Source organism: Mesorhizobium sp. STM 4661, from assembly GCF_000359125.1.
GTDB lineage: Bacteria > Pseudomonadota > Alphaproteobacteria > Rhizobiales > Rhizobiaceae > Mesorhizobium.
Genome location: NZ_CAAF010000004.1, coordinates 225863 through 242463, shown reverse-complemented (window position 1 = coordinate 242463; position 16601 = coordinate 225863). Strand labels below are relative to the sequence as shown.

At 63.1% G+C, this 16601-nt stretch carries 20 protein-coding genes; 17 read left to right on the top strand and 3 right to left on the bottom strand.

Going from position 1 to position 16601, the window contains the following annotated elements; genetic code table 11:
- Positions 1–16: 16 nt before the first annotated feature.
- Together MESS4_RS02250 and MESS4_RS02245 are read left to right on the top strand one after the other, a co-directional pair.
- Positions 17–610 carry a HupE/UreJ family protein gene (locus MESS4_RS02250; protein ID WP_006325983.1) on the top strand — a complete coding sequence of 198 codons (594 nt, stop codon included), beginning with the start codon at positions 17–19 and terminating at the stop codon, positions 608–610.
- Between the two features lie 8 nt (positions 611–618).
- Complete coding sequence (locus tag MESS4_RS02245) at positions 619–924, top strand: urease subunit beta (protein WP_036240445.1); 306 nt, start codon at positions 619–621, stop codon at positions 922–924.
- Between the two features lie 35 nt (positions 925–959).
- On the opposite strand, the gene MESS4_RS02240 is transcribed toward MESS4_RS02245, so the two are convergent.
- Together MESS4_RS02240 and MESS4_RS02235 are read right to left on the bottom strand one after the other, a co-directional pair.
- Positions 960–1454 (bottom strand): hypothetical protein, encoded by a 495-nt coding sequence (locus MESS4_RS02240; RefSeq protein ID WP_006325981.1) that lies wholly within the window; start codon positions 1452–1454, stop codon positions 960–962.
- 126 nt (positions 1455–1580) lie between these two features.
- Positions 1581–1967, bottom strand: a complete 387-nt coding sequence (locus tag MESS4_RS02235) for a hypothetical protein (RefSeq protein ID WP_006325980.1) — start codon at positions 1965–1967, stop codon at positions 1581–1583.
- Between the two features lie 175 nt (positions 1968–2142).
- Here MESS4_RS02235 and ureC point away from each other — a divergent pair, with 175 nt between their 5' ends.
- The 8 genes from ureC (at position 2143) to MESS4_RS02195 (ending at position 8380) form a co-directional block, all read left to right on the top strand.
- A complete protein-coding gene (gene ureC, locus MESS4_RS02230; RefSeq protein ID WP_198292714.1) occupies positions 2143–3858 on the top strand; it encodes an urease subunit alpha in 1716 nt (571 codons plus the stop codon).
- A 65-nt stretch (positions 3859–3923) separates the two neighbouring features.
- On the top strand, positions 3924–4418 hold the full coding sequence (locus tag MESS4_RS02225; protein ID WP_036240443.1) for a DUF29 domain-containing protein: 495 nt from the start codon (positions 3924–3926) through the stop codon (positions 4416–4418).
- Positions 4419–4456: 38 nt separating this feature from the next.
- Positions 4457–5050, top strand: coding sequence for a hypothetical protein (locus tag MESS4_RS02220; RefSeq protein ID WP_036240442.1), 594 nt, complete (start codon positions 4457–4459; stop codon positions 5048–5050).
- A 158-nt stretch (positions 5051–5208) separates the two neighbouring features.
- On the top strand, positions 5209–5787 hold the full coding sequence (locus MESS4_RS02215) for an urease accessory protein UreE (RefSeq protein ID WP_006325973.1): 579 nt from the start codon (positions 5209–5211) through the stop codon (positions 5785–5787).
- Positions 5765–6451, top strand: a complete 687-nt coding sequence (locus MESS4_RS02210; RefSeq protein WP_198292712.1) for an urease accessory protein UreF — start codon at positions 5765–5767, stop codon at positions 6449–6451. The genes MESS4_RS02215 and MESS4_RS02210 overlap by 23 nt, the downstream gene beginning before the upstream one ends.
- A complete protein-coding gene (locus MESS4_RS02205) occupies positions 6448–6888 on the top strand; it encodes a DUF3995 domain-containing protein (protein ID WP_006325969.1) in 441 nt (146 codons plus the stop codon). The genes MESS4_RS02210 and MESS4_RS02205 overlap by 4 nt, the downstream gene beginning before the upstream one ends.
- Positions 6885–7526: an urease accessory protein UreG gene (gene ureG / locus MESS4_RS02200; protein ID WP_006325966.1), complete on the top strand. Its 642-nt coding sequence runs from the start codon at positions 6885–6887 to the stop codon at positions 7524–7526. The genes MESS4_RS02205 and ureG overlap by 4 nt, the downstream gene beginning before the upstream one ends.
- A gap of 86 nt (positions 7527–7612) precedes the next feature.
- Positions 7613–8380, top strand: coding sequence for a class II aldolase and adducin N-terminal domain-containing protein (locus MESS4_RS02195; RefSeq protein WP_006325965.1), 768 nt, complete (start codon positions 7613–7615; stop codon positions 8378–8380).
- Here MESS4_RS02195 and MESS4_RS02190 read toward each other — a convergent pair whose 3' ends face one another.
- Positions 8381–9016, bottom strand: coding sequence for an HAD family phosphatase (locus MESS4_RS02190; RefSeq protein ID WP_006325964.1), 636 nt, complete (start codon positions 9014–9016; stop codon positions 8381–8383).
- A gap of 269 nt (positions 9017–9285) precedes the next feature.
- Between MESS4_RS02190 and MESS4_RS02185 the strand changes: the two genes are divergently transcribed.
- From MESS4_RS02185 to MESS4_RS02155, 7 genes are all read left to right on the top strand, one after another.
- On the top strand, positions 9286–10242 hold the full coding sequence (locus tag MESS4_RS02185) for a sugar-binding transcriptional regulator (RefSeq protein ID WP_006325962.1): 957 nt from the start codon (positions 9286–9288) through the stop codon (positions 10240–10242).
- Positions 10243–10561: 319 nt separating this feature from the next.
- On the top strand, positions 10562–11470 hold the full coding sequence (gene gcvA / locus MESS4_RS02180) for a transcriptional regulator GcvA (RefSeq protein WP_006325960.1): 909 nt from the start codon (positions 10562–10564) through the stop codon (positions 11468–11470).
- 165 nt (positions 11471–11635) lie between these two features.
- Complete coding sequence (locus MESS4_RS02175; protein ID WP_006325959.1) at positions 11636–12946, top strand: sugar ABC transporter substrate-binding protein; 1311 nt, start codon at positions 11636–11638, stop codon at positions 12944–12946.
- Between the two features lie 121 nt (positions 12947–13067).
- Complete coding sequence (locus tag MESS4_RS02170; RefSeq protein ID WP_006325954.1) at positions 13068–13940, top strand: sugar ABC transporter permease; 873 nt, start codon at positions 13068–13070, stop codon at positions 13938–13940.
- Positions 13941–13950: 10 nt separating this feature from the next.
- Positions 13951–14775: a carbohydrate ABC transporter permease gene (locus tag MESS4_RS02165; RefSeq protein WP_006325953.1), complete on the top strand. Its 825-nt coding sequence runs from the start codon at positions 13951–13953 to the stop codon at positions 14773–14775.
- A gap of 49 nt (positions 14776–14824) precedes the next feature.
- Entirely contained in the window at positions 14825–15829 is a 1005-nt protein-coding gene (locus tag MESS4_RS02160) for an ABC transporter ATP-binding protein (RefSeq protein WP_006325952.1), read from the top strand.
- Positions 15826–16596 carry an L-iditol 2-dehydrogenase gene (locus tag MESS4_RS02155; RefSeq protein ID WP_006325950.1) on the top strand — a complete coding sequence of 257 codons (771 nt, stop codon included), beginning with the start codon at positions 15826–15828 and terminating at the stop codon, positions 16594–16596. Before MESS4_RS02160 ends, MESS4_RS02155 begins: the two co-directional genes overlap by 4 nt.
- Positions 16597–16601 lie beyond the last annotated feature (5 nt).

Genomic DNA, 16601 nt, shown 5'->3' with positions numbered 1-16601 from the left:
TAGAGAAGGCTTATCGATGATCCCTGCTCCGATGAAACGCACCACGCTTTCGGCCATCCTGCTCTTGGCCGCCTCCATGCCCGCCTATGCCCATGTCGGCATCGGCTCGACATCGTCCTTCGCCTCCGGCTTCTTCCATCCGCTCTCCGGCCTCGACCACATGACGGTGATGATCGCCGTCGGCCTGTGGGCGGCGCTCAAGGGCGGCAAGGCGATTTGGGCTTGGCCGCTCGCCTTCGTCGGCGTCATGCTGGTCGGTGGCGCGCTCGGCATGCTGCCGGTGCCGGTGCCCTTCGTCGAGCCGGGCATTTTGGCGTCGGTCGTAGCGCTCGGCCTGCTGGTCGCGCTGGCTGTCGATCTTCCTGTCTCTGCTGGCGTCGCCATCATCGGCCTGTTCGCGCTGTTCCACGGTCACGCCCATGGCACCGAAGTGCCGGAAAACGCCGGCGGGCTTGAATATATGGCCGGCTTTGCCGTCGCCACGGCAGCGCTCCATGCCGTCGGCATCGCTGCCGGCCTCGGCCTCGGCGTGCGATTCCGCGGCCTTTCCCGTGCCGCCGGCGGTGCATGCGCCGCCGTCGGCGTCGGCCTCGTCTTCGGCGTTCTGTGAGGCTGGCGATGATCCCGGGTGAAATCATCACGGCGAGCGGCGACATCGAGCTGAACAAGGGCCAGCCTACCGTCACCTTGAAAGTGGCCAACAGCGGCGACCGGCCGATCCAGGTCGGCAGCCACTACCATTTCTTCGAGACCAATGAGGGGCTGAAATTCGATCGCGACAGGGCGCGGGGCATGCGTCTCGACATCGCCGCCGGCACGGCCATGCGCTTCGAGCCCGGCCAGGAGCGCGACGTTATCTTGGTGCCGCTCGGCGGCAAGCGCGAGGTCTACGGATTTCAGCAGAAGATCATGGGCAAGCTGTGAGATCGACGACGTCGGGCGCCGATGCTCAGCAGAGCCTAGTTGGATGGCTTGGCCGCGGCATAGATGACGATCCTTCCTGGATCGTCGAATTCGACGGCGAGAACGTCTTCGGTCGTCACGCGTCGCGAGTCGATGGCGTTGAACAGCAGCGCGTTCGCCTCGATCTCCTTGCGCAGTTCCGCGATGTCGTCCTGATGTTCCCTGACCTTGGTCTCGATCGCCGGTGGCGGACCACCTTCCGTGCGCGCCGCGTCGGTCAGGAACACGATATCGACCTTGTCGAGCTTGGAAGTCTTGCGCACCGTGCCGATGTTCTCACGTGTCCGGTCGATCGCAGCGGTGACCTTGCCGGCTTCCACAGCCGTGTTGGTCTCTTCCTGCCTGACTTCCGAGCCGACGATCCGGTCGACGGTATCCGAATTTTCGAGGCCTTGCGCGTTGAGCGCGGCGTGGGGGACGCTCGCCGCGAGAAACGCCGCCGCAGCAGTCGCATGAAGCCATTTGGCGTCGGGGAAGGTGGTGATCGCCATCGTTCGCTCTCGGGCTCCTTGTCGAATTTGGCTTCAGCGCCAAAAGGTCGAAACGAATTCTGCCCGGAGAAGGTTCCCTCCTCGACGCGGCAGGCCGACCTTGCGCCGGCCCGCCACGGCCTGTCGTCAACCGGCTTTCTTGGTGATCAGGGTCAGCGCGCCATCATTGCTCATGCTGGCGGCGATCACCTGCGCCGAGGTCAGCCCCTTGGCTTCAAGCGCGGACTTGACCTTCGGTGTCGCGTCGATCGAACTGCGCAGTTTCTGCAGGCCGGCGTCGCCGCGCTGGGCAATCACCTGGTTGACCTGCGTCTGCGTGGCCTCGGGCAGTTCCTTGATGTCGACGATGTTGACGGTCTGGATGGTCGGCGCCGCGGATTGTGGGCCGGGCGCCGCAGGAGCTGGCGCGGCCGGCGGCTGAGCGGGTTGTGGCTGCGCGGGCTGCTGTTGGGCGTAGGCGGCGGTCGCGAGCGTCAGCGTGGCGGCGGCTGCGAGAAATATCGTTTTGCGCATGGATCTTCCTTTCCATCGATTGGCAAACGGTCGGTTTGGGGTGACCCGGCCACCTCAACCGGTAAATGGGATCGCAAGGTGTCGCCTAGCGGGTCATTGCGTGACCATAGGATGGCGACAATGTGGGCCGGGCTTCGACAAGTCGCATCTTCGGGCCTTATTTCTGGAGCAATTGCTGATGGCTAGAATTACCCGCGCCGCTTATGCCCAAATGTATGGCCCGACCGTCGGCGACAAGGTGCGGCTCGCCGACACCGAATTGTTCATCGAGGTCGAAAAGGATTTCACCCTGCATGGCGAGGAGGTGAAATTCGGCGGCGGCAAGGTGATCCGCGACGGCATGGGCCAGAGCCAGGTGTCGCGCGCGCAAGGCGCGGTCGACACCGTCATCACCAACGCCGTGGTCGTCGATGCCGTGGCCGGTATCGTCAAGGCCGATATCGGCCTCAGGGACGGCCGCATCGCGGCAATAGGCAAGGCGGGCAACCCGGATACGCAATCCGGCGTCACCATCATAATCGGCCCCGGCACGGAGATCATCGCCGGCGAGGGCAAGATCCTGACCGCCGGCGGCTTCGACGCGCATATCCATTTCATCTGCCCGCAGCAGATCGAGGAAGCGCTGATGTCGGGCATCACCACCATGCTCGGCGGCGGCACCGGCCCGGCGCATGGCACTCTGGCCACCACCTGTACGCCGGGGCCGTGGCACATGGCGCGCATGATCCAGTCCTTCGACGCGTTTCCGATGAACATCGGCCTGTCGGGCAAGGGCAACGCCTCGCTGCCGGCAGCACTTGAGGAGATGGTGCTGGCCGGCGCCTGCTCGCTGAAACTGCACGAGGACTGGGGCACGACACCGGCTGCTATCGACTGCTGCCTGTCGGTCGCCGACGACTATGACGTGCAGGTGATGATCCACACCGACACGTTGAACGAATCCGGCTTCGTCGAAAACACCGTGGCCGCGATCAAGGGCCGCACCATCCACGCCTTCCACACCGAAGGCGCCGGCGGCGGCCATGCGCCCGATATCATCAAGGTCTGCGGCCTGCCCAACGTCATCCCGTCCTCGACCAATCCGACGCGACCTTACACGGTCAACACGCTGGCCGAGCATCTCGACATGCTGATGGTCTGCCATCATCTGTCGCCGTCGATCCCCGAGGACATCGCCTTTGCCGAAAGCCGCATCCGCAAGGAGACCATCGCGGCGGAAGACATCCTGCATGATATCGGCGCCTTCTCGATCATCTCGTCCGACAGCCAGGCCATGGGCCGCGTCGGCGAGGTGGCGATCCGCTGCTGGCAGACCGCCGACAAGATGAAGCGCCAGCGCGGGCCGCTGCCGCAGGAAACCGGCGACAACGACAATTTCCGCGTCCGCCGCTACATCGCCAAATATACGATCAATCCCGCCATCGCGCATGGCCTGTCGAGGGAGATCGGCTCGGTGGCGGTGGGAAAACGCGCCGACCTCGTGCTGTGGAACCCGGCCTTCTTCGGCGTCAAGCCTGAGATGGTGCTGGTCGGCGGTTCGATTGCCGCAGCTCCCATGGGCGATCCCAATGCTTCGATCCCGACGCCGCAGCCGATGCACTACCGGCCGATGTTCGGCGCCTATGGCAAGGCATTGACCAACTCCTCGGTGACTTTCGTCTCCAGGGCAGCACTCGACTCAGGACTGCAAGGCCGGCTCGGCGTCGACAAGGCCATGGTCGCGGTCGAAAACACCCGTGGCGGCATCGGCAAGCATTCGATGGTGCTCAACGACGCCACACCGCATGTCGAGGTCGACCCCGAAACCTACGAAGTGCGTGCCGACGGTGAACTCTTGACCTGCGAGCCGGCGACGGTACTGCCGATGGCGCAAAGGTACTTTCTGTTTTGATACCGGATTCCGAGCTGACCCTCCCAGTGATTGGCTTGGCATCGAAAACGGCGCATTATGCAGTCATGAACAAGATCCAAATCCAGCGTCGGCATAAGTCTACACCCTACGAAACCGACTATGCTCAATGGTGCGCCGAACAGGGCGCGCTTTTGCGCGAAGGTCGTCTATCCGACCTCGATCGTGAGAACCTTGCCGAGGAGATCGAAAGTTTGGGGCGGAGTGACAAACGAGAGATCGAGAGCAGACTGGGTACTCTGCTTCCGCACCTGCTAAAATGGCAGTTTCAGGCAGAGGGGCGCAAAACAGGCTGGCTGCTGACGATCCGCGAACAGCGACATCAGATTAAGAAGTTGATCAACGAAAGCCCGAGCCTGAAGGCCTATCCACGCAAGCAACTCGCTAGCGAGTTCGAATTTGCGAGATTGAAAGCGGCTGACGAGACGGGGTTGCCTGAAAAGGATTTTCCTGCCGATTGTCCCTATCAGATCGCAGACGTGCTGGATCAGGATTTTTTCCCCGGCGCTCCATGGACGTCGGGCCAGCTTGTTCGCGAATGAACCATCACTCCAGCGTTGAATGGCCTTACTGACCTCCTATGGAGCAACAACTAGTCTCCACTCACGACGTCTTCCCGCATATCCGCATCGTCATGGGAATGGTGATCGGGCTCGGCGTCACGCGCCTTCTGTCGGGGCTCGCCCGCATCGTCCAGCACCCCGGCCAGTACAAGCTCTATCCCGTGCATCTGGCCTGGGTTGCATCCATGCTGTTGTTGCTGGTGCATTTCTGGTGGTGGGAGTTTGGCCTCTACACCCTTGAGACCTGGACCTTCGGCAAGTACCTGTTCATCATCTTCTACGCCGTCACCCTGTTCATGCTGTGCGCGCTGCTGTTCCCGGATTCGATGCTCGACTACACCAGCTACGAGGATTTTTTCTATTCGCGCCGCGCCTGGTTCTTCGGCCTGCTGGCGACGACTTATCTGCTCGACGTGATCGACACGCTGCTGAAAGGTCCGGAGCATTTCGCTCATTTCGGCATTGAATATCTGATCCGAACGCCGGTTTTCGTCGTGCTTTGTATTGTCGCGATCCTGGTGCGCGACCGCCGCTTTCATATCGCCTTCGTCGCCGGCACGCTGATCTATCAGATATCGTTCATCCTGCGGCTCTTCGACACCATTGCCTGATTACAGCGCCGCGCGTCCTTCCGGACGCGCAAAGGACGCTGTAGAAACTTGGTTTGGCGCATGATCCTTTCCGAAATCGAATTCGATTTCGGGTTCATGCGCCGGCATCGGGCCGATGTTCGGGATAGTCTAGGCTCCCCAGGAAAGGCAGATTCTACATGAAGCTCGACATCCGTACCGACTTCACCAAATTCCCGCGCGCGGTCTCCGTGCTGGTCGCCGGCGAGGCGGGAACGGTGGCGCCTTATGACAGGGCCGTGCTTGCCCATGACGAGCGGCATCTGCGCCGCCGTGCCATCGAGACTTCAGGCGGCGACAAGGTGCTGGTCGATCTGCCCGAGCCAATTGCCTTGGGCGACCGCGACCGGCTGGTGCTTGAGGATGGCCGCCAGGTCGAGATCATCGCCGCGGAGGAACCGCTGTACGATATCCGCGCCTTGAGCCTGGTTCATCTGACCGAACTCGCCTGGCATATCGGCAATCGCCATCTCCAGGCAAGCATCGAGACGAACCGCATTCTCATCCTGCGCGACCATGTCATCAAGGCGATGCTGGAAGGGCTCGGCGCCACCGTCACCGACGTCCTGGAACCGTTCGTGCCGGTGCGCGGCGCCTATTCCGGCCATGGTCACGCCCATGCCGAGGCACACAGCCATGCCGAAGCGCATTCCCATGCCCATGGCGAGTCTCATTCTCATTCGCACAGCCATTCGCATGACCATCATGACCATGACTGACCAGCCGTCGAGCATCGCCCTGTTGCGGCTGATGGCGTGGCTGTCGCCGGCTTTCCCGGTCGGCGGCTTTTCCTACAGCCATGGTCTCGAACGCGCCGTGCATGACGGGCTGGTAGCCGACAGCCAGAGCCTCGCCGCGTGGCTGGAGACACTGGTCGAGATGGGTTCGGGCTGGAACGACGCGGTGCTGTTCGCCGAAAGCTGGCGGCGCGCCCGCAAGGGCGGCGGCCTCGATGAGATCGCGGCGCTCGCCGAGTCCCTGGCCGGCTCGCGCGAGCGCCATGCTGAAACCATGCTGCAAGGCGCGGCCTTCCTGAAGGCGGCCTCGGCCTGGCCGTGCCAGATGCTGGAACGCCTGCCGGCCGAATGCCCCTACTGCGTCGCCGTCGGCGCTGTGGCCGGCGGCAACGGCATCGCGCTCCAGGACGCTCTGTCAGCCTTCCTGCAGGCCTTTTTCTCCAATCTCGTCCAGGCCGCGATCAGGCTCGGTGTCGTCGGCCAGACGGAAGCCACGGCGCTGCTCGCCGGCTTCGAGCCGCTGGCGCTGGAAACGGCGTCCCGCGCCTCCAATTCGACGCTTGACGATCTCGGTGGCTGTGCCTTCGTCTCCGACATCATGGCGATGAAGCACGAAACCCAATATTCCCGGCTGTTTCGCTCATGATTGTGCTTGCCTTCATTCTCTCCTTCGTCCTGCTGCTGATCACCACGCTGCATGTCTATTGGGGCATCGGCGGCATCTGGCCTGGCAGGGACGCTGCCTCCTGTGCCCACGCGGTTGTCGGCTTTCGCGGCGTCGACGAGATGCCGGCGCCCTTCGCCTGTTTTGCCGTCGCCGCTTGCCTCGGTCTGGCGACGCTGTGGCCGATGGCGCTGGAGGGTGTGTTTGCCACGCCCTTTCCCAAGGCCGGGCTTGCCGCTGCATCGCTGCTCATTGCGCTGGTTTTCCTCGGTCGCGGCATTGCCGGCTTCACGCCCTGGTGGCGGCGGCTGGCGCCGCAACAGCCTTTCGCGCGGCTCGATCTCAGCTATTATTCGCCGCTCTGTCTGTTGATCGGGGCAGGCTTCGCGATTCTTGCCATCACGGGGTTTTCCGCATGACACAGACCAATGGTCCTCTTCGCATCGGCATCGGCGGCCCCGTCGGCTCAGGCAAGACGACGCTCACCGAAAAGCTCTGCAAGGCGCTGCGCGACGAGTTCTCCATCGCCGTCGTCACCAACGACATCTACACCAGGGAAGACGCCATGATGCTGGCCAGGCTGCAAGCGCTGCCCGAGGACCGCATCGTCGGCGTCGAGACCGGCGGCTGCCCGCACACCGCCATCCGTGAAGATGCTTCGATCAATCTGCAGGCGATCGCCGAGATGAACAGGAAATTCCCGGATCTCGACATCGTCTTCATCGAATCGGGCGGCGACAATCTCGCCGCCACCTTCTCGCCTGACCTCGCCGACCTGACGCTCTATGTCATCTCGGTCTGCCAGGGCGAGGAAATCCCGAGGAAGGGCGGACCGGCGATCACGCGGTCCGATTTCCTGGTCATCAACAAGAGCGATCTTGCGCCCTATGTGAACGTCAATCTCGATGTCATGGAGGCAGATGCCGCCCGCATGCGTGGCAAGCGGCCGTTCGGCTTCACCGACCTGTCGCGCGGCCAGGGCCTGCAGGAGGTGATCGATTTCATCGTCGAACAGGGCGGGCTTCGGGTCGGCGCCGCCACAAGCACCGCGGCTTAAGGCTACGACTCTTGTCTGCACCAAACGAAACCGGTTGCACGCCTGTCCGGCGCGCGGCATCCTTCATTCTTTGACGGAGGTTTTCGATGAGCATCGCCCGCCTGCAGAAGGAACCGCTGACCAATCTGCCCTTCTACGAGGAGCGCGTCGATCTCGCTTGCGCCTTCCGCTGGACGGCGCGGCTCAACATGCATGAGGCGGTGGCCAATCATTTCTCGCTGGCCGTCAACGACGATGGCTCGCAATTCCTGATGAATCCCAACCAGGTGCATTTCTCGCGCATCAAGGCGAGCGACCTGATTTTGATCGACGCCAACGATCCCGAGACGCTCTCCGGCCCCAATGCGCCCGACCCGACGGCATGGGGCCTGCACGGCGCCATCCACCGCAATGTGCGCCATGCGCGCTGCGTCATGCATGTGCACTCGATCCACGCCACCGTGCTCGCCTCGCTGGCCGACTCGACCTTGCCGCCGATCGACCAGAACTCGGCAATCTTCTTCAACCGTCATGTCGTCGACGGCCATTATGGCGGGTTGGCCTTCGAGGAGGAGGGGGAGCGCTGCGCGCAGCTGCTCGTCGACCCCAAGGTCAAGGTGATGGTCATGGGCAATCACGGCGTGCTGGTCATCGGCGACAGCGTCGCCGACGCCTTCAACCGCATGTTCTATTTCGAACGCGCCGCCGAGACCTATATCAAGGCGCTGTGGACGGGGCGGCCGCTGCGCTTGCTTTCGGACGAAATCGCCGAGAAGGCGGCGCTCGAGCAGGAAGATTATCCCGGTCAGGCCGAACGGCACCTTTCAGAGCTGAAAGCGATCCTCGACGAGCAGGAGCTGGTCTACCGGAACTGATTACCTAAGCCCGAGTTCCCCCCGCAATTCATCGGCGCTGTTGATGACGATGGCGCCGGGCGGTCCCTCCATCGGCGCCTCCGGCCAGAAGATCGTCTTCATCCCTGCCGCCAGCCCGGCCATCGCGCCTGTCCGGCTGTCGTCGACCGCCACCGCTTCGGCAGGATCGACGCCGGCCAGCCAGGCGGCGCGCAGGAACGGCTCGGGATGCGGCTTGCCCTCGCGAACGTCATTGCGGCTGATGGTCTTCATGCCGGGATAGACGAGGCCGACCGCGCTCAAGTTTGCGTCGACGATCAGCCGGTCGGAATTGGACACCACCGCCTGTTCCACGCCAAGCGCGCGCAATTCGTTGAAGATTTCGATCGCGCCGGCACGCGGCACCAGCGTCTCGGCCATCGGCAGGTAATGGTCGTATTTGCGCACGATCCAGGCGTCGAAAGGCAGGTCGAGGCCGAACTCGTCGCGCAGCATCTCATACACCGGCCATGCGGCGACGCCGAGCACCCGCTGATGCAGGTTGGTTGGGGGCGGGATGCCGATACTGTGCAGCGCCGCCACCAGCGCCGCCTCATGCAGCGGCTCGCTGTCGACCAGCGTTCCGTCCATGTCCCAGAAAACCGCTTTCGGCGTCATGCAAGAATCCCTCTTTCGATCCCCATAACGGGTTTGCGCCGGGAGATAAACCGTCGAACTTGTTGTCGGCGGTGTCGGCAGGCGCCGAATCCTCATCCGTCCATTCCGAAATATCATTTGCCCGCAACAGGGTAGACAGGGCGCTTGCCCCATCAACTAGTCCCGACGGGTGCAGGCAATTGCTCTCGTGATAGACAATTGCGCACCGGCGGATTCCCTGCAAGACTATGGCACTCCGCCCTGTGATGGGCGGAGACGGAGGGCTGAAGTTGAATTCGCGGCAGGAAGGCAGCAACAGGCTGGACGACGCGGCGCGCGCCGGCTGGCTTTATTATGTTGCCGGCAACACGCAGGACCAGATCGCCGCCACGCTCGGCATTTCCAGACAAACGGCGCAACGGCTGGTGTCGCTGGCGGTGTCGGAAGGGCTGATCAAGGTGCGTGTCGATCACCCGATCGCCAATTGCCTCGACCTCGCGGCGCGGCTGAAATTGCGCTTCGCGCTCGATCTGGTCGAGGTGGTGCCGAGCGATCCAGCCTCGTCCTCCACCATCATCGGCATTGCCGAGGCGGCCGCCGCCGAGATCGAGCGGCGGCTGCGCTCGCCGACCCCCATCGTCATGGCGATCGGCACAGGGCGCACGCTGAAGGCGGCGATCGAGCAACTGCCGCCGATGGAGTGTCCGCAGCACAAGGTGGTGTCGCTGACCGGCAACATCTCTCCCGACGGTTCGGCCGCCTTCTACAACGTCATCTTCACCATGGCCGACAGGGTCAAGGCGCGCTCCTTCCCGATGCCGCTGCCGGTCATCGCCTCCTCGCCGGAGGAACGCGAGATGCTGCTCAACCAGCCGATGATCCAGCCGACCCTGGCGCTTGCGGCGGAGGCCGACGTCACCTTCGTCGGTATCGGCGATCTCGGTCCCAAGGCGCCGCTTTACGAGGACGGCTTCATATCCGAGAGCGAGCTGAAAGCGCTGCAAAAGGCAGGCGGCGTCGCCGAAATCGTCGGCTGGGTGTTCGACCGCGAAGGCCGGATGATCGAGGGCATCACCAACGACCGGGTGTCGTCGGCGTCGCTGCCGTCGCGCGAAAAGTCGCTGGTGATCGCGCTCGCCATGGGCGATCGGAAACTGCCGGGCATCCTTGCGGCGGTGAACCGGCGGCTGGTCAACGGCCTCATCACCGACGAGCGGACCGCCGCCGCCTTGCTGGCGGCAGGCTGATTTCCGATAAGTCCCAGGAAGGCTACTGGCGCCGACCGCAAGGGTCGTTGCCATCCAGAAAACCCATGTCGCGCTGTAGATGCGGCGACAATTCCCTGATGTCGAGGCGTGCCCGCCTCTTGACTGAAAACCGGTCAAATGCCTCAGCCAGCCATGAAATCCAGCGGTGACGGGTGGCCGGGACGGGCTTTTCCTGTGCCATGGTCATGGTCGTGAACCTCCGCTATCCTTGCGCCCAATTGATGGGTCGCTATGGAATATCGGCCCGATCGGCCTTTGCTGCCAATCAAACGTCGATCACGGCCCATAAGGAGGGCTTATGCCTGAACTCAATTCACGGCAGATCTCCCAGCTCCCGCCGCTGGCCGCGATCCGGGCGTTCGAAGCGGTGGCGCGGCATCTATCCTTCACCAAGGCAGCCGAGGAGCTCGGCATGACGCAGGCGGCGGCAAGCTACCAGATCAAGCTCCTGGAGGAGCGGGTCGGCGCGCCGCTGTTTCTGCGCCGGCCCAAGCAGATCGTGCTGACCGAGGCGGGGCAGCGCCTGGCGCCGGCGGTCAGCGAGGCCTTCGCTCTGTTGAGCGGAGCCTATGCCGCCGCGCGCAGCGGCGCCGACGGCGTGCTGTGCGTTTCGACGCTGCTGACCTTTGCCTCCAACTGGCTGGCCCGGCATCTCGGCTCCTTCCAGGTCGCGCATCCGTCGCTGGCAGTGCGCCTCGATACGTCGAACAGGGTCGTCGACTTTGCCCGCGAGGATATCGATATCGCCATCCGCTCCGGCGGCGGCACCTGGCCGGGCGTCGAGGTGCACAAGCTTTTCAATGCGGATTTCACGCCGGTTCTGAGCCCGAAGCTCGCGGCCAGCATCGGCGGCGTCAAGGAGCCAGCCGACCTGCTGCGTTTGCCGATCCTCGATCCCGGCGATATCTGGTGGCGGGACTGGTTTGTCGCCGCGGGCCTGCCGGTCGAGGAATTGGCAAAGCGCCCCGGCAGCAGCATGGGCGCGCAGGCCTATGAGGCGAACGCCGCCGTCGCCGGGCAGGGCGTGGCGATCGTGACCAGGGCGCTGTTCAACGCCGAGCTTGCCGACGGCCGCCTGATCCAGCCCTTCGACCTCGTCGGCGACGATGGCCACGCCTATTGGCTGGTCTATCCCCAGGCGCGGCGCAACGTGTCGAAGATTCGCGCCTTCCGCGAGTGGATCCTGGCCGAGATCGCTCGCCAATAGGCAGGTTTCCGACCTCCCGATGTCCTCAAAACGCCAAGCGCAAGGTGTCGGGCGACATCCCTGTGCTGCGCTGCAGCAACGAATCCGGCTTGACATAATTAACAGAGAGTGAGTAATTGCCCAAAGCCAAGGCAAATGCTCATCTTGGTTTATGGGAGGAATTTGATGAAACTTCGCACGCTCACCCTGGGCCTGTTGTCGGCCAGCGCCCTTGCATTCGCCGCGCATGCCGAATCCATCACCATCGCCACCGTCAACAATGGCGATATGGTCCGCATGCAGAAGCTGACCGACGACTTCACCAAGGCGAACCCCGACATCACGCTCAACTGGGTCACGCTCGAAGAGAACGTGCTGCGCGAGCGTGTCACCACCGACATCGCCACCAAGGGCGGTCAATACGACGTGATGACCATCGGCACCTACGAAGTGCCGATCTGGGCCAAGCAGAGCTGGCTTTTGCCGCTCGACAAGCTCGGCGACGACTATGACACCAAGGACATCATCCCGGCTATCGCCGGCGGCCTGTCGGTCGACGGCAAGCTCTATGCCGCGCCCTTCTACGGCGAGAGCTCCTTTGTCATGTACCGCAAGGACCTGATGGAGAAGGCAGGGCTGACCATGCCCGACGCGCCGACCTGGGACTTCATCAAGCAGGCCGCCGACAAGATGACCGATCGCGCCAATGGCGTGAACGGCGTCTGCCTGCGCGGCAAGGCCGGCTGGGGCGAGAACATGGCCTTCCTGACCGCCATGTCGAACTCCTTCGGCGCGCGCTGGTTCGACGAGAAGTGGAAGCCGCAATTCGACCAGCCGGAATGGAAGAACACGCTGCAGTTCTATGTCGACCTGATGAAGGCCGACGGCCCGGAGGGCGCATCGTCCAACGGCTTCAACGAGAACCTGGCGCTCTTCCAGCAAGGCAAATGCGGCATGTGGATCGACGCCACGGTCGCCGCCTCCTTCGTCTCCGACCCGAAGAACTCGACGGTCGCCGACAAGGTCGGCTATGCGCTGGCGCCCGACAACGGGCTCGGCAAGCGCGGCAACTGGCTGTGGGCCTGGTCATTGGCCATCCCCGCCGGCACGCAGAAGGCGGAAGCGGCAGAGAAGTTCGTGTCATGGGCAACCAGCAAGGCCTATGCCGAACTCGTCGCTTCGAAGGAAGGCTGGGCCAATGCTCCGCCCGGAACGCGCTCCTCGCTCTACGCCAACCCCGAGTATCAGAAGGCAGCGCCCTTCGCCAAGATGACGCTGGACTCCATCAACGCCGCCGATCCGACGCGCCCGACTGTCAAGCCGGTGCCCTATGTCGGCGTCCAGTTCGTCGCCATCCCCGAATTCCAGGGGCTTGGCACCACGGTCGGCCAGCTCTTCTCGGCGGCACTCGCCGGCCAGTCGAGCGTCGATGATGCCTTGAAGCAGGCCCAGGATGCCGCCACCGCGGCGATGACCGAGGGCGGCTATATCCAGTAAGGCTCCTCCCGGTGCCGAAAGCCGGCCTATCATGACCGGCTGAGGGGCCGTCCGAATCCCAGTTCGGGCGGCCACCTTCACCACTTGAAAAATTGTGGCTGACCTTTGAAGGGTGACCGTCATGGCTACTCAGCAGACCCGTTCGCTTGCCCGTTTCATGATGGCGCCATCCGTGGTGCTGCTGTTCGTCTGGATGATCGTGCCGCTGGCATTCACCCTGTGGTTCTCTTTCCAGCAGTACAATCCGCTCAATCCGATCCGCGATGGGTTCGTCGGCTTCTCCAACTACGCGCTTTTCTATTCCAACCCGGCCTTCCTGCAGTCGATCCTCAACACGCTGACCATCGTCGTCGCCGTGCTCCTGATCACGGTGATCGGCGGCATTATGCTGGCGCTGCTGATCGACCAGCCGATGTGGGGGCAGGGCATTGTCCGCATCCTCGTCATCTCGCCGTTCTTCGTCATGCCGCCAGTCGCCGCCCTTGTCTGGAAGAACATGATCATGCATCCGCAATACGGCGTCTTTGCCGACATTGCGCGCTTCTTCGGCGGGCAGCCGATCGACTGGTTCGGGCAATATCCGCTGACCGCGATCATCATCATCGTCGCCTGGCAGTGGCTGCCCTTTGCGACGCTGATCCTGCTTACCTCCCTGCAGTCGCTCGACGGCGAGCAGAAGGAAGCCGCCGAGATGGACGGCGCCGGCTTCGTCAGCCGCTTCATCTATCTGACGCTGCCGCACATGTCGCGCGCCATCACCGTCGTCATCCTGATCCAGACGATCTTCCTGTTGTCGGTCTATGCCGAAATCCTCGTCACCACCAATGGCGGCCCGGGCTACGCTTCCACCAACCTGCCTTTCCTCGTCTACCAGAAGGCGCTGCTCGAGTTCAAAATCGGCCAGGCATCCGCAGGCGGCGTGATCGCCGTCATTCTCGCCAACATCGTTGCCTTCTTCGCCATGCGCGCCGTCGGCAAGAACCTGGACAAATAGGGAGGATAAGATGGCACGTGCAGTCACCACCCAGCACAAGACGATCGCGACCGCGGCCGCCTGGATCGTCGCCCTGCTGATCTTCTTCCCGATCCTCTATACGGTCATCACCTCGTTCAAATCGGAACAGGAGGCGATCCAGGGCTTCAACCTGTTCCCCTCGGGGACCATGGAAAGCTATTCCGAGGTGCAGGCGCAGAGCGGCTACTTCAAGTTCTTCCTCAACTCGGTGCTGCTGTCGGTCGGCTCGACCATTCTGGCCTTGCTTGTCGCCATACCGGCGGCATGGTCGATGGCCTTCTCGCCTGGCAAGTGGACCAAGGACATCCTGATGTGGATGCTCTCGACCAAGATGATGCCGGCGGTTGCCGTGCTGTTCCCGATGTACCTGATCTTCCGCGACACCGGATTGCTCGACAGCCGCATCGGCCTGATGATCATGCTGATGCTGATCAACCTGCCGATCGTTGTGTGGATGCTCTACACCTACTTCCGCGAGATCCCTGGCGAGATCCTGGAAGCGGCGCGAATGGACGGCGCCTCGCTGTGGAACGAGATCGTCTATGTGCTGACGCCGATGGCGATACCGGGCATCGCCTCGACGATGCTGCTCAACATCATCCTGGCGTGGAACGAGGCGTTCTGGACGATCCGGCTAACCACCACCGAAGCAGCACCGCTCACCGCCTTCATCAGCTCCTTCTCCAGCCCGCAAGGCCTGTTCTGGGCCAAGCTGTCGGCGGCCTCGACGCTGGCGATCGCGCCGATCCTGATCATGGGTTGGTTCAGCCAGAAGCAGCTGGTGCGCGGCCTGACATTTGGCGCCGTGAAATAGGGACGTTGCCTTAAGCAATCGGCGAAAATAACCCCTCGGGGAGGAAACCATGGGAAACATCACGCTCAAGAACGTCTCCAAGTCTTTTGGGTCGACGGTTATCATCCCGGGCATCGACCTGGTGATCGAGAACGGCGAGTTCGTCGTCTTCGTCGGCCCGTCGGGCTGCGGCAAGTCCACGTTGCTCAGGTTGATCGCCGGGCTCGAGGACACCAGCGGCGGCAATATCGACATCGACGGCCGCGACGTGACCGGCGAGGCGCCGGCCAAGCGCAAGCTGGCCATGGTGTTCCAGTCCTATGCGCTTTACCCGCACATGACGGTGGCCAAGAATATCGCCTTCCCGCTGAAGATGGCCGGCGAGGACCAGGCGACCATCGACAGGAAGGTGAAGGACGCCGCGCGCGTCCTGAACCTCACCAACTATCTCGAACGCCGCCCCGGCCAGCTCTCCGGCGGCCAGCGCCAGCGCGTCGCCATCGGCCGCGCCATCGTGCGCCAGCCTTCGGCCTTCCTGTTCGACGAGCCGCTGTCCAATCTCGACGCGGCCCTGCGCGGCACCATGCGCCTTGAGATCAGCGAACTGCATCATCAGCTCAAGACGACGATGATCTACGTCACCCATGACCAGGTTGAGGCGATGACCATGGCCGACAAGATCGTCGTGCTCAATGCCGGCAACATCGAACAGGTCGGCTCGCCGATGGAGCTCTACAAGACGCCGAGGAACCTGTTCGTCGCCGGTTTCATCGGCTCGCCCAAGATGAACCTGATCGAAGGTGCGCCGGCGGCCAAATATGGCGCCAAAACCGTCGGCATCAGGCCTGAGCACATGAACATCTCGACGACGTCGGGCGACTGGAAAGCCACGGTCGGCGTCGCCGAACATCTCGGCTCCGACACCTTCCTGCACGTGCAAGCCGACGGCGTCGGGCCATTGACGGTGCGTGCCGACGGCGAACTGGCCGTGCGTCACGGCGACACGATCTATCTCACTCCGGACAAGGCGAAGTTGCACCGCTTCGGCGCCGACGGAAAGGCGATGGCGCAGTGAGGCTGAAGGGCAAATCGGCGCTGATCACCGGGTCGGCGCGCGGCATCGGCAAAGCCTTCGCCGAAGCCTATGTTCGCGAAGGCGCCACGGTGGCGATTGCCGACATCAATCTCGAAGCGGCGGAAAAGACCGCCTCGGAAATCGGCAAGAATGCCTATGCGGTCAGGCTCGACGTCGCCGATCTGTCCTCGATCGAGGCGGCGGTCAAGGCGGTCGAGGCCAGGACCGGCGGGTTGGATATATTGATCAACAACGCCGCGCTTTTCGACCTGGCGCCGATCGTCGAGATCACCAGGGCGAGCTACGAAAAGCTGTTTTCCGTCAATGTCGCCGGCACGCTGTTCATGCTGCAGGCGGCAAGCCGCTCGATGATCGCCAGCGGCAAGGGCGGCAAGATCATCAATATGGCGAGCCAGGCCGGCCGACGTGGCGAGCCTCTGGTCGCCGTTTATTGCGCCACCAAGGCCGCCGTCATTTCGCTCACCCAATCGGCCGGGCTCGCCCTGATCAGGCACCGCATCAACGTCAACGGCATCGCGCCCGGCGTCGTCGAAAGCGATATGTGGGACGAGGTCGATGCGCTGTTCGCCAGATACGAGAACCGGCCAAAGGGCGAGAAGAGGAGGCTGGTCGGCGAAGGCGTGCCTTACGGCCGCATGGGCAGGCCGGAAGACTTGACAGGCATGGCCGTGTTCCTGGCCAGCGAGGATGCCGACTACATCGTCGCCCAGACCTACAATGTCGATGGCGGCCAGTGGATGAGTTGAGGGGG

Bases quoted from the DNA above. Each gene is read 5' to 3' on its own strand.
- MESS4_RS02250 (WP_006325983.1), top strand. From the start codon at position 17: ATGATCCCTGCTCCGATGAAACGCACCACGCTTTCGGCCATCCTGCTC.
- MESS4_RS02245 (WP_036240445.1), top strand. From the start codon at position 619: ATGATCCCGGGTGAAATCATCACGGCGAGCGGCGACATCGAGCTGAAC.
- MESS4_RS02240 (WP_006325981.1), bottom strand. From the start codon at position 1,454: ATGGCGATCACCACCTTCCCCGACGCCAAATGGCTTCATGCGACTGCT.
- MESS4_RS02235 (WP_006325980.1), bottom strand. From the start codon at position 1,967: ATGCGCAAAACGATATTTCTCGCAGCCGCCGCCACGCTGACGCTCGCG.
- MESS4_RS02225 (WP_036240443.1), top strand. From the start codon at position 3,924: ATGAACAAGATCCAAATCCAGCGTCGGCATAAGTCTACACCCTACGAA.
- MESS4_RS02220 (WP_036240442.1), top strand. From the start codon at position 4,457: ATGGAGCAACAACTAGTCTCCACTCACGACGTCTTCCCGCATATCCGC.
- MESS4_RS02215 (WP_006325973.1), top strand. From the start codon at position 5,209: ATGAAGCTCGACATCCGTACCGACTTCACCAAATTCCCGCGCGCGGTC.
- MESS4_RS02210 (WP_198292712.1), top strand. From the start codon at position 5,765: ATGACCATCATGACCATGACTGACCAGCCGTCGAGCATCGCCCTGTTG.
- MESS4_RS02205 (WP_006325969.1), top strand. From the start codon at position 6,448: ATGATTGTGCTTGCCTTCATTCTCTCCTTCGTCCTGCTGCTGATCACC.
- ureG (WP_006325966.1), top strand. From the start codon at position 6,885: ATGACACAGACCAATGGTCCTCTTCGCATCGGCATCGGCGGCCCCGTC.
- MESS4_RS02195 (WP_006325965.1), top strand. From the start codon at position 7,613: ATGAGCATCGCCCGCCTGCAGAAGGAACCGCTGACCAATCTGCCCTTC.
- MESS4_RS02190 (WP_006325964.1), bottom strand. From the start codon at position 9,016: ATGACGCCGAAAGCGGTTTTCTGGGACATGGACGGAACGCTGGTCGAC.
- gcvA (WP_006325960.1), top strand. From the start codon at position 10,562: ATGCCTGAACTCAATTCACGGCAGATCTCCCAGCTCCCGCCGCTGGCC.
- MESS4_RS02175 (WP_006325959.1), top strand. From the start codon at position 11,636: ATGAAACTTCGCACGCTCACCCTGGGCCTGTTGTCGGCCAGCGCCCTT.
- MESS4_RS02170 (WP_006325954.1), top strand. From the start codon at position 13,068: ATGGCTACTCAGCAGACCCGTTCGCTTGCCCGTTTCATGATGGCGCCA.
- MESS4_RS02165 (WP_006325953.1), top strand. From the start codon at position 13,951: ATGGCACGTGCAGTCACCACCCAGCACAAGACGATCGCGACCGCGGCC.
- MESS4_RS02160 (WP_006325952.1), top strand. From the start codon at position 14,825: ATGGGAAACATCACGCTCAAGAACGTCTCCAAGTCTTTTGGGTCGACG.